Below are 11,710 nucleotides of genomic sequence, written 5' to 3' on the forward strand. Positions count from 1 at the left end.
GGTGCCCTCCACGATGGACACATACGGCCACAGTGCCGTCACACGACGACAGGAGGTTCGTCATGGCCAGCTCCTACGCAGCAGCCGCACACCGGCGCCGCGCCACCGGCCCTGCCCCCTCACTGACCGGACCGGCGAACGACATGCACCCCGTCCTGCGGCGGGCCTCGGCACCGCCCGCCGCCCTCGACCTGCTCGCCCAGGCCCGTACGGGACTGGACGAGGCCGCCACTCTCGAAACGCCGAACGAGCAGTACGCCACCGCCCATCTGGCCGCCCTGCGCACAGCGGCCGCGGTGCTGGCCGCCCGCGGCCGACCGGAGATCAGCGCACGCCGCAGGCAGCGGATCCGAAGCGCCTGGGAAGTCCTGCCGGAGATCGCGCCCGAACTCACCGAATGGAGCGCCCTGTTCGCATCGGGCGCCCGGCGCAGGGCGCGCGCGGAGGCGGGCATACAGGGCGCGGCGAGCCGCCGCGACGCCGACGATCTGCTGCGCGACGCGGCGATGTTCCTGCGCATGGTCGAGCGGCTGCTGGTGCTCCAGCCGGTGCTGCCGCAGCCGAGGACCGAGCAACCGGAGACGGGGGACACCGCGGGGTGAGGCGCAGGGCAGCCGCCGGCAGTGAGACGGAGGGCTGGGGCGCCCGGCGGAGGCAATAGGGTGGACTGCGTCTTCAAGGTATTCAACGTATTCGCACCGTCCGAGGAGTCAACTGCCGTGTCGGACCTGATGCGCCCCCGCGCCTCCCTCCGTACCGCCGTGGTCTGGGACGTCCTCAAGGACGCCCTCGACCGCCGGGTCAAGGCAACCGGGACGGACACCCTGGACGTCCTCGACACCGGCGGCGGCAGCGGCTACTTCGCGGTGCCCGTCGCCCAGCTCGGGCACCGCGTCACCGTGGTCGACCCCAGCCCGAACGCACTCTTCGCGCTGGAGCGCCGGGCCGCCGAGGCCGGTGTGGCCGACCGGGTCCACGGGGTCCAGGGCGACATCCACGGCCTGTTCGACGTCGTCGAGCGCGACGGGTACGACGTGGTGTTGTGCCACGGCGTCCTGGAGTACGTGGACGACCCCGCCGAGGGCGTACGCAACGCGGTGGACGCGCTCCGGCCGGCCGGTGCCATCAGCCTGCTCGCCGCCGGGCTCGGCGGGGCAGTCCTGGCCAGGGCGCTGGCCGGGCACTTCGCCGAGGCCCGCCAGGCGCTCACCGACCCCGCGGGCCGCTGGGGCGAAGGCGACCCGGTGCCGCGCCGCTTCACCGCCGAGCAGCTCACCGAGCTCGTCGCCGAGGCCGGTGTCGAGGTGGGTGCCGTGCACGGCGTAAGGGTCTTCGCCGACCTGGTCCCGGGCGTCCTGGTGGACACCGAGCCCGGCGCCCTCGACGCGCTGCTCAAGCTGGAGGCGGCGGCGGCCGAGCTGCCCGCCTTCCACTCCGTCGCGACCCAGCTGCACGTTCTGGGCGAGAAGCGGGGCTGATCAGCGGCGCAGCCGCACATGGAGTACGCCACAGACCCCCCGATCGTGGGCTGAGCCCCGTATGATCGGAGGACACCATCCGGCATGACGGATCGGAGGTTGGGGAATCTACGCCTCAGCACCTAAGCCGCCATGGCGGCCCGGACTGGCGAATTGGCGTAGAGGGCGGGTTTCACGGGGGCGATTCCCTGCCTATCCTGAAAGGGCCGCTTACCGGTCGCCCCCCGCGGCCGACGACTAGGAGGACTCCGTGCCGCTCTCGGAGCACGAGCAGCGAATGCTCGAGCAAATGGAGCGAGCGCTGTACGCCGAAGATCCCAAGTTCGCGACAGCGCTTGAGGGAAGCGGGCTGCGTACATACACCCGGCGACGGGTCTACCAGGCAGTCGTCGGCTTCCTGGTGGGTATCGCGCTCCTCATGGCTGGAATGGTCGCGCAGCAGATCTGGATCAGCGTGGTGGGATTCCTCGTCATGCTGGGCTGTGCGGTGCTCGCGGTCACCGGATGGCGCAAGGCGCCCAAACCGGGTGAGCAGCAGACCCTGGGGGACACGGCAGCTCCCGCCGGCCGCCATCCCCGTCGGCGCAGGTCGATGATGGCCCGGATCGAGCAGCGGTGGCAGCGCCGCCGCGATGAACAGGGCCACTGAACCGCATTTTCAAAACGTGCTGAAACGGTGAGGGGCGACGCTCAAGAGCGTCGCCCCTCACCGTTTCTCGTACAGCATCTCGAGTTCTCGTACAGCACGTGCGTTCTCGTACGGCAACTCGAGCCGGGAGTCGGGCCGGGCTCGCGCCCGGCTCGCTGCCGTCAGCCCCGTGTCAGCCCCGCTGCCGGGATGCGCGGCGCAGGATTCCCGACCACCGGCCGGCCGGCCACTGGCTTGCGGACCACCGGTCAAGACGCCAGCGGCGCACGCCCCACCGGTCCGTGACGGACGCCCAGCGGGCCGACAGGGCCCACACCACTCGGACGGTGGAGCGGGGCGCGAGCAGTGCCCACAGCCGCGTACCGCGGCTCACCGCGGCCCCGAGTCCGGCCCGGATTTCCTCGGCGTCATCCGCCAGCCCTGTGCCCGGCCGGGGCACCGGCGCGTACAGCACCTGCTCCACCGCACTGGCCACCCGGTGCACTGCGTCGGCCGCCTCGCCCTCCAGCTGTCCCAGCCGGACGATGCGGGCAGCGGCCTTGCGCGGCGTCTGCGATTCGTCGGGCAGGATGCCGTGGTCCCACGCCGTATCGGAGATCTCCTGCCACGCCGCCAGCGTCCGGGCCGCTGCGTCCTCGGACGTGCGCCCGCTGGAGCCGAGGCGTCGCGCGCGCACCCTGATCCGCCACAGCATCGGCAACAGTGGCACCAGCACCACCGCCACCACGGCCAGGCTCACACCCAGCACGGTCCCCAGCGGGATCCCGGGGTCGGTCGGCGGCAGGATCTCCTGCGGAGCGGCCGCGCCGCACTCGCCGAGCTGCTTCGCCTGCGCCGGGCAGGTGTCCGACACCGAAGGCGCGACCGACGGTGTTGCCGAAGCGCTGGTCTCGGGCTGGGGCGGGTTGGTCGCCCCGCCGGACGGTGACTCCGGGCGCGTGTAGTCGGGCGCGGAGCCCCGGCTCGGGGTCGGCTCGAACCGCGTCCACCCCACGCCCTCGAAGTACAACTCCGGCCAGGCGTGCGCCTCGCGCAGTCCGACCGACACGGTGCCGTCCGCCCGCGGGGAGCCCGGGGTGAAGCCCACCGCGACCCGCGCCGGTATGCCCAGCGTCCTGGCCATCGCGGCCATCGAGAACGAGAAGTGGACGCAGAAGCCTTCTTTCTCCCTCAGGAAGCGGGAGATCGCGTTGACGCCCGTGCCCGACTGCACCTGGGTGTCGTAGCGGAAGCCCCCCTCGATGGCGAACCAGTCCTGGAGCTTGACCGCCCGCTCGTAGTCGTTCGTCGCGTCCCTGGTCACCGCCTTCGCGGTGTTTCTGACCACGTCGGGTAGCGCATCGGGAACCCGGGTGTACTCGCGCAGCAGCTCGGGGGGCGGGGTGGGCGCGCTTGCCAGCTGATCCGGCGTCGGCTTCACCAGCAGGCTGGTGACGGTGTACTGCGCGCCACGGGTGTCCTGACCACGGTCACCCACCAGGGTCCGGCCGGCGGGCTCGTAGCGCCAGCGTCCGTCGATCTTTACCTGTGTCGCCGGGTAGGGGAGCGGCAACCAGCTCTGCTTGTACGAGCCCGCGGCCGAGATGTTCGTCTTGATCTCGGTGACGCCTACGGACGTGCTCAGGCCGTCCGGCTGCGGAAGCCGGTCCGGCACGTCCTTGACCTTGCGCTCCGAGGACTTCCACGCAGTCCCGTCGAACTGGTCCAGCGCGACGATCCGCAGATAGAGGTCCTTGGTCTCCGTCGCGTTGGTGCGATACCGGATGACCTCGCGGTCCTCCGGCTGGTTGAGGCTGTCCTGCAGCGAGACCAGCGGGTTCACCGCGGAGATGGTGCCGCCGCCGGAGCCCGGGCCGTCACCGCTGCCCGTGCTGTCCAGCAGACCGCCGTCCAGTGCGGGCAGGGCCGCCGGGACCACAAGCGCGACGCCCAGCGCGAGCGCGCCGATCCGGCGGCCCGTACGGACCGGTGCCAGGGCATTGCCGCCCGCCGATTCGAGCCCGGCGGGGGTGCGTCCCTGCCCTGGCGCGGCACCGCCGAAGACGCGGCCCCACTGGGAGAGCCGGTCCCGGCCCTCGGCCAGCAGGAGCAGCAGATATCCGGAGGCCGCGAGCAGGAACCACATCCAGCTCGCCCCGCCGGACAGGCCCGCGGCCACCGAGTACAGCGCCAGCAGCGGCAGTCCGGCCGGGGCGGCACTTCGGAAGGTCACCGCGAGCGCGTCCACCGCCAGGCCGATCAGCAGCACCCCGCCGATCACCATGAGCCTGATGCCGTCGGTCGCCGGCGCCGGGATCGCGTACCGCCCGACGTCCTCGCCACCGGCGTTCAGCAACGTCCCGAACTGCTGGAACGCCTCGGGACCCGGCAGCACGCCGAGAATCGCCTGGCTGCGGGCGAAGACCACGGTGAGCAGCAGCAGCGTGACGAGCGCCTGCACCGTCACCGTCAGCGGCCTGGCCAGCGGCACCCGCCGGGCAAGCGCCCCCACCCCGCTCTGGATCGCCAGCAGGAACGCCGCCTGCAGCATCCAGCTCGCCGGAGCGACCAGCGGCAGCATCGCGCCCGCCGCCATCAGGGTGGCGGCGAAGGCGCAGAGAGCCAGCCGTCCGCGACCGCTCATGACCAACCTCCGGAGAAACCGTTCGTACCGCTGCCGGACGACTCGCTGCGCTGTCGGCCCGCCTGCTGCCACAGGTCGGAGAGCGGCGTCCCGGGCGACACGGACAGGGCCGTCCATCCCGCCTCGCGCAGCAGCCTCAGCCGGTCGTCGACCGCCCCGGCCACCGCGCCGCTCGTCACCCAGGTACCGCTGTCCAGGACGAAGGCGACTGCCGCGCCGCTGCGCTGCCGCATACGGGCCGCCAGGGCCGCCTGCTCCTCGTCCAGATCGCCGAAGAAGGCGACCAGCAGTCCTTCGTTCCCGCCGCGCAGCACGTCGTACGAGCGCGAGAGCCCGGCCCCGTCGGAGTGGTCGACGACCGCGAGCGTGTCCATCATCAGACCCGCGGACTCCTGGGTGGACCCGGCGAAGCCGTCGGCGCCCTCACTGGGCACCGAGCTTCCGGTGTCCGTCAGCAGCCGGACCGCGAAGCCCCGTTCCAGCATGTGCACCAGGGCCGAGGCCGCGCCCGACACCGCCCACTCGAAGGCCGAGTCGGGACCCGCACCCTGATAGGCGATCCGCCGGGTGTCGAGCAGCACCGTGCATCTGGCCCGCTGCGGCTGCTCCTCGCGGCGCACCATCAGCTCGCCGTAGCGCGCTGTGGAGCGCCAGTGCACCCGGCGCAGATCGTCGCCGTAGCGGTAGTTGCGCGGGATTATGTCGTCGTCGCCCGCCAGCGCCAGCGAGCGCTGCCGCCCGTCGCCGTACCCCGAGGCCTCGCCCGCCAGCCTCACCGCAGGCAGTGCCTCGGTTCGCGGAATGACGGTGAGGGTGTCGTACGCGCTGAAGGAGCGGGTCAGTTCGCACATCCCGAACGGGTCGCTCAGCCGCAGCTGCAGCGGCCCGAGCGGATAGCGCCCGCGCAGATCCGAACGGACCCGGTACGACACCTCGCGCCGGCCGCCCGCCTCCACCCTGTCCAGCACGAACCGGGGCCGCGGCCCCAGCACGTACGGCACATGGTCCTGGAGCATCAGCAGCCCGGTGGGCAGCCGCGAGACGTTGTCCATGCGCAGGTGGACCCGCGCCTCGGAGCCCGCCGGCACCCGCAAGGGCGAGAGCCGCCGGCTGCCGGCGACCTGGTAGCGGGTGCGGTACAGCACGGCCACACAGACCAGCGGCAGCACGGCCAGCAGCAGACCGACGCGAAGCAGGTCGCCCTGCCCGAGGACATACGCGCACAACGCCGCCGCCACCCCGGCCGCGAAGAAGGAACGCCCGCGTGTGGTGAGCCCGCCCAGGGCCGCCCGCAGGCCGCTCGTGTCCTTGCCTTCCGCGCCGGCGGGGCCCCCGGCCGACGACATCACAGCCGCCGGGCGCCGGGCTGCTGGCCGTAGAGCGGCGCCTGGGCCGGCCGGCCCGGGACATAGACGCTGTCGGAGCCGCCGGCCGTGGGCACCGGGGTGCGCTGCATGATCTCCAGCACGACCTGCTCCGCCGTACGCCGGTTCAACTGGGCCTGCGCGGTGGGCAGCAGCCGGTGCGCGAGCACCTGCACGGCCAGTGCCTGGACATCGTCCGGCAGGGCGTAGTCACGGCCGCTGAGCGCCGCCGAGGCCTTCGCGGCACGCAGCAGATGCAGCGTGGCGCGCGGCGATGCGCCCAGTCTCAGGTCCGCGTGGCTGCGGGTTGCCGCCACCAGCTCCACGGCGTACCGCCGGACGGAATCGGCGACATGGACCGTACGCACAGCGTCGATCAGCTTCACGATGTCGTGGGCGTGGGCCACCGGCTGCAGATCGTCGAGCGGCGAGACCCCGCCGTGCACATCGAGCATCTGCAGCTCGGCGTCCGCGCTGGGGTAGCCGATCGAAACCCGCGCCATGAAGCGGTCCCGCTGCGCCTCCGGCAGCGGATAGGTGCCCTCCATCTCCACCGGGTTCTGGGTGGCCACCACCATGAAGGGGCTCGGCAGTTCGTACGTGTTCCCGTCGATGGTGACCTGGCGCTCCTCCATCGACTCGAGCAGCGCCGACTGCGTCTTGGGCGACGCGCGGTTGATCTCGTCGCCGATCACGATCTGGGCGAAGATCGCACCTGGTTTGAACTCGAAGTCGCGCCGCTGCTGGTCGAAGATCGACACACCGGTGATGTCGGACGGCAGCAGATCCGGCGTGAACTGGATGCGCCGCACCGAACAGTCGATGGACCGAGCCAGCGCCTTGGCCAGCATTGTCTTGCCCACGCCGGGCACATCTTCGATCAGCAGATGCCCCTCGGCGAGCAGCACTGTCAGCGAAAGCCGTACGACCTCAGGCTTGCCCTCGATCACACCCTCCACCGACCTGCGGACACGCTCCGCTGTGGTGGTCAGATCTGTGAGGCTCGCTCGATCGTCATAGGTCGTCACCCGGCCCTCCTCGGCCCGTTCCACGGGCCGATGCTCTTCAGACGGCCCGGCCCACCCCGAAACACGGACACCGTCTCCGGAAGCTTCCGGAAGGGTGTCACACACGCATTCTTGTTGCCGTTACCGGGTCGTGTCACTCGCCTGTGGATAAGTGGATGGGATTTGTCGGTGTCGCCCTGCTTTATCCGGTGTACGAGCGGTCACGCGGCGGGGTCGATCTCCCGCAGCAGCCCCGCCGTCACATCGAACACAAAGCCCCGGACGTCGTCGGTGTGCGGCAGGAACGGTGAGGTGCGCACCCGCTGCATGGACTGCCGTACGTCCTGATCGACATCCCGGAACGCCTCCACCGCCCACGACGGCCGCTGCCCCACCTCGTCCTCCAGCTCGTGCCGGAAGTCCTCCGTCAGACTCTCCAGACCACAGTTGGTGTGGTGGATGAGTATGACGCTGCGGGTGCCCAGCGCTCGCTGGCTGATGGTCAGCGAGCGGATCACATCGTCCGTGACCACACCGCCCGCGTTCCGGATCGTGTGACAGTCGCCCAGCTCCAGCCCGAGCGCGTCGTGCAGGTCCAGCCGGGCGTCCATGCAGGCGACCACGGCCACCTGCAGCACGGGGCGTGCGTCCATCCCCGGATCCTGGAAGCCGGCGGCATAGCGCAGGTTCGCCTCGACGAGACGATCGGTGACCGTCCCGCGGGATCGCACTGCGTCGGCAGGGTGGTGCGCGGAAGTCGACATGAGGATGACGGTAATGGGCACAGCCAGGCGAGGCCCGCTGTGAGGGGGGACAAAGAACGTCAATGAGCCTTGTTGTGACCTAACCCACAGGCGTGACGCGGTCGCGTCCGTACGAGTGAAGTGCCCGCTCCCGCGGCCCGTCCCTGCACGCCCCGCGCCACGCGACAGCCGGTTGATTGACCGCCAGGACGCGTGGACTAAAGTGACGCGCAGTTCACGGACACTTCCTGCACATCTTGTAATTTTCGATGTTTCCCCGCGTGTGGCGGCGTACCTGCGGGCGGGGACCCGGCAGTACGTACCCCCGCGCCGGACCTGAGAGGGCGCATGAGTCAGACCCGACACGTCCCGGTGATGCTCCAGCGGTGCCTGGACCTGTTGGCCCCGGCGCTGGACCAGCCGGGGGCGGTGGTCGTCGACTGCACCCTGGGCCTCGGCGGACACAGCGAGGCCCTGCTCACGCAGTTCCCCGAGGTACGCCTGGTCGCACTCGACCGGGACAAGGAAGCGCTGCGGCTGTCCGGCGAACGGCTCGCCCCCTTCGGCGACCGGGCCACCCTGGTGCACGCCGTCTACGACGAGCTCCCCCAGGTCCTCGAGCGCCTGAAGATCCCCCGCGTCCAGGGCATCCTGTTCGACCTCGGCGTCTCCTCCATGCAGCTCGACGAGGCGGACCGCGGATTCGCGTACGCCCAGGACGCCCCGCTCGACATGCGCATGGACCAGACGACCGGCGTCAGCGCGGCCGAGGTCCTCAACACCTACCCGCCCGGCGAGCTGGTCCGGATCCTGCGCATGTACGGCGAGGAGAAGCAGGCCAAGCGGATCGTCTCCGCAGTCGTACGGGAACGGGAAAAGGAACCCTTCAGCAACAGCGCCCGGCTCGTCGAGCTGATCCGCGACGCCCTGCCGCAGGCCGCCAAGCGCACCGGCGGCAACCCCGCCAAGCGCACCTTCCAGGCACTGCGCATCGAGGTCAACGGTGAGCTGACCGTCCTGGAGCACGCCATCCCGGCCGCGGTCGGGACGCTCGCCGTCGGCGGCCGCATCGCCGTCCTGTCGTACCACTCCCTCGAGGACCGGCTGGTCAAGCAGGTCTTCGCGGCCGGCGCGGCCAACACGGCCCCGCCCGGCCTGCCGGTCGTCCCCGAGGAGTACCAGCCGCGGCTCAAACTGCTGACCCGCGGCGCCGAACTGCCGACCGACGAAGAGGTCGCCCAGAACCGCCGCGCGGCACCCGCGCGGCTCAGGGGAGCGCAGCGCATCCGGGAGGACGTGTGAGCGCAGCGGCCAAGCAGCTGAAGGGGCGGGCCGCGCGGCTCGCCGGGCTGATGCCCTCGAGGCCGAGCACAGCGGCCCGCACCCCCTTCGTCCTGCTGGTCGTGGTGCTCCTCGGCGGCGGGCTGATCACGCTCCTGCTGCTGAACTCCTCACTCAACCAAGGCTCGTTCAAGCTGAGTGAGCTCAAGCGGAAGACCACCGAACTCACCGACGAGCAGCAGGCGCTGCAACGGGACGTGGACAGCTACTCCGCCCCCGACGCACTGGAGCGGCGGGCCCGCGAGCTCGGCATGGTGCCCGGCGGCAGCCCTGCCTTCCTCGACCCGGACGGCACGGTCCGCGGCGTGCCCCGCCGGGCCACCGGGCGGCCGGTCCCGGTCCCGTCACCCCTGAAGGTCCAGGACCCGGTCACCTCGGCTCCTTCGCCGTCGCCGTCCCTCGCCGCAACCCCCTCACCTCCTGCCGCCTCACCCCCTGCCGCGCCGCAGTCACAGCAGTCCGCGCCCGCCCGCAAGCCCACGCCGTCCGCGCCCACAGGGGCGGCCGAGCCGTCGAGCCCGCCCGCGAAGCCGACCCCGACGACCCCCGGCAGGTGACGCAGTGCCCCACAAGCAACCCCCGCGCCGCCGGGTGCCAGCACCTGCCCGGCGGCCGCCCGCCCGACCCGCGCCCCGCCGCCCGCGCCCCGGCCCGCGCGCCTTCAGGCTCGGCAGCCCCCGCCCCCGGCTGCGCCTGGTCAGCCTCGGCCTGACCCTGGTGATGCTGGCCTTCGTCGTACGCCTCCTTCAGGTGCAGGCCGTCGACGCGAGCGCGTACGCCGCCAAGGCGGAGAAGAACCGCTACCTCAGCCACAAGCTCACCGCTGAGCGCGGCGAGATCACCGACCGGGCCGGCATCGCCCTGGCCACCAGCGTCGACGCGCACGACATCACCGCCGACCCGGCGCTGTTCACGCCGAAGGAGAGCAAGGCCCCCGACGCGCCGGAACAGGCGGCCGCGCTGCTCGCCCCGATCCTCGGCAAGGACGCCGCCGAACTCGCCAAGAAGCTCAAGACGCCCAAGTCCCGCTACACCGTGCTGGCCCGCCGCCAGACCCCGCAGGTCTGGAACCAGATCAAGGACCTCAAGGGAGTCTTCGCCGCCAAGGCCGCGGCCGACAAGCGCAAGGGCGGCCCCGGCGCCAATGTGCTGCTCGGCGTCTTCCAGGAGCCGAGCAGTAAACGCGTCTACCCCAACGGCGATCTCGCCGCCGGGATACTGGGCTTCGTCAACGCCGACGGCCGCGGAGGCGGCGGTGTGGAGTCCATGCTCGACAAGGCGCTCGCCGGCCAGGACGGGCAGATCACCTATGCCCAGTCCGGCGGCCGCCGCGTCCCCACCGCGGGCTCCCGCGAGGTTCCCGCCGTCCCCGGCTCCGACATCGAGCTGACCATCGACCGGGACATCCAGTGGGCGGCCCAGGAGGCCATCAGCGACCAGGTGAGGAAGTCCAAGGCCGACCGCGGCTACGTGATAGTGCAGAACACCCAGACCGGCGAGGTCCTCGCCATGGCCAACGCGCCGGGCTTCGACCCCAATGACCTCACCCAGGCCAACTCGGCCGCCATGGGCAACGCCGCACTCCAGGACGCGTACGAGCCGGGCTCCACCGCCAAGGTGATGTCCATCGCCGCCGTGCTGGAGGAGAAGGCCGCCACCCCCGGCACGCACGTCGTCGTCCCCAACCGGCTGCACCGCGGCGACCGGCTCTTCAAGGACGACATCGACCACCCCACCTGGTACCTCACGCTCAACGGCGTACTGGCCAAGTCCAGCAACATCGGCACCATCCTGGCGACCGGCCAGCTGGGCAAGACGCAGCGCGAGGCCAACGCGGTGCTCCACTCCTATCTGCGCAAGTTCGGCATCGGCAGCCCGAGCGGTATCGGCTATCCGGGCGAGACGCCCGGCATCCTCGCCAATCCGCAGGACTGGTCCACCTCGCAGCAGTACACGATCCCCTTCGGCCAGGGCCTCTCCCTCAGCGCCATGCAGGCGGCCTCGGTGTACTCGACGATCGCCAACGACGGCGTACGCATCGAGCCCACCCTGATCCGCGGCACCAAGGGTCCCGACGGCCGCTTCACACCCGCGCCCGCCCCCGAGAAGACGCGCGTTGTCAGCAAGCAGACCGCCACGACGCTGGCCACCATGCTGGAGTCGGTCGTCGACGACGAGGAGGGCACCGGCGCCAAGGCCCGTATCCCCGGCTACCGCGTCGCGGGCAAGACCGGCACGGCCAACCGCGTCGACCCGGAACTGGGCCGCTACAAGGGCTACACCGCCTCCTTCGCAGGCTTCGCGCCCGCGGACAAGCCACAGATCACCGTCTACTGCGCCATCCAGAACCCCACCAAGGGCAGCTACTTCGGCGGCCAGATCTGCGGCCCGATCTACCAGAAGGTCATGGAGTTCGCCCTGAAGACCCTCCAGGCCGCCCCGACCGGCGCCGACCCCGCCCGGCTGCCCGTCACCTTCAAACCCGGCCAGTGACCCGGAGGAACC

10 protein-coding genes are annotated in these 11,710 nt (G+C 71.4%); 6 read left to right on the forward strand and 4 right to left on the reverse strand.

The genetic code is table 11. The features are described 5' to 3' along the window. Window positions 1-62 precede the first annotated feature (62 nt). The 3 genes from ACH492_RS18525 (at window position 63) to ACH492_RS18535 (ending at window position 2,127) form a co-directional block, all read left to right on the forward strand. Complete coding sequence (locus ACH492_RS18525; RefSeq protein ID WP_398987791.1) at window positions 63-602, forward strand: SAV_6107 family HEPN domain-containing protein; 540 nt, start codon at window positions 63-65, stop codon at window positions 600-602. A 117-nt stretch (window positions 603-719) separates the two neighbouring features. Beyond that, the gene (locus ACH492_RS18530; RefSeq protein WP_398987793.1) at window positions 720-1,478 is read left to right on the forward strand and encodes a methyltransferase; all 759 of its coding nucleotides are present in this window, start codon (window positions 720-722) and stop codon (window positions 1,476-1,478) included. Between the two features lie 250 nt (window positions 1,479-1,728). Continuing rightward, a complete protein-coding gene (locus ACH492_RS18535; RefSeq protein ID WP_398987795.1) occupies window positions 1,729-2,127 on the forward strand; it encodes a DUF3040 domain-containing protein in 399 nt (132 codons plus the stop codon). Window positions 2,128-2,299: 172 nt separating this feature from the next. On the opposite strand, the gene ACH492_RS18540 is transcribed toward ACH492_RS18535, so the two are convergent. The 4 genes from ACH492_RS18540 to ACH492_RS18555 all read right to left on the reverse strand — a co-directional run bounded on the left by ACH492_RS18540 (window position 2,300) and on the right by ACH492_RS18555 (window position 7,885). Beyond that, on the reverse strand, window positions 2,300-4,750 hold the full coding sequence (locus ACH492_RS18540) for a DUF3488 and DUF4129 domain-containing transglutaminase family protein (RefSeq protein WP_398987797.1): 2,451 nt from the start codon (window positions 4,748-4,750) through the stop codon (window positions 2,300-2,302). Further along, complete coding sequence (locus tag ACH492_RS18545) at window positions 4,747-6,096, reverse strand: DUF58 domain-containing protein (RefSeq protein WP_398987799.1); 1,350 nt, start codon at window positions 6,094-6,096, stop codon at window positions 4,747-4,749. The genes ACH492_RS18540 and ACH492_RS18545 overlap by 4 nt, the downstream gene beginning before the upstream one ends. Next, complete coding sequence (locus ACH492_RS18550; protein WP_307664030.1) at window positions 6,096-7,142, reverse strand: MoxR family ATPase; 1,047 nt, start codon at window positions 7,140-7,142, stop codon at window positions 6,096-6,098. The genes ACH492_RS18545 and ACH492_RS18550 overlap by 1 nt, the downstream gene beginning before the upstream one ends. 200 nt (window positions 7,143-7,342) lie before the next feature. After that, window positions 7,343-7,885, reverse strand: coding sequence for a beta-class carbonic anhydrase (locus tag ACH492_RS18555; protein WP_398987801.1), 543 nt, complete (start codon window positions 7,883-7,885; stop codon window positions 7,343-7,345). 327 nt (window positions 7,886-8,212) lie between these two features. On the opposite strand from ACH492_RS18555, the gene rsmH reads away from it, so the two are divergent. The 3 genes from rsmH to ACH492_RS18570 are packed head-to-tail and all read left to right on the forward strand — an operon-like array spanning window position 8,213 to window position 11,698. Next, the gene (gene rsmH, locus ACH492_RS18560) at window positions 8,213-9,166 is read left to right on the forward strand and encodes a 16S rRNA (cytosine(1402)-N(4))-methyltransferase RsmH (protein ID WP_398987803.1); all 954 of its coding nucleotides are present in this window, start codon (window positions 8,213-8,215) and stop codon (window positions 9,164-9,166) included. After that, window positions 9,163-9,762, forward strand: a complete 600-nt coding sequence (locus ACH492_RS18565) for a septum formation initiator family protein (RefSeq protein WP_398987805.1) — start codon at window positions 9,163-9,165, stop codon at window positions 9,760-9,762. The genes rsmH and ACH492_RS18565 overlap by 4 nt, the downstream gene beginning before the upstream one ends. Before the next feature lie 4 nt (window positions 9,763-9,766). Then, window positions 9,767-11,698, forward strand: coding sequence for a peptidoglycan D,D-transpeptidase FtsI family protein (locus ACH492_RS18570; protein WP_398987807.1), 1,932 nt, complete (start codon window positions 9,767-9,769; stop codon window positions 11,696-11,698). The last annotated feature ends 12 nt before the right edge of the window (window positions 11,699-11,710 follow it).

Source organism: Streptomyces sp. NPDC019443 (assembly GCF_044389785.1).
Taxonomy (GTDB): Bacteria; Actinomycetota; Actinomycetes; order Streptomycetales; family Streptomycetaceae; genus Streptomyces.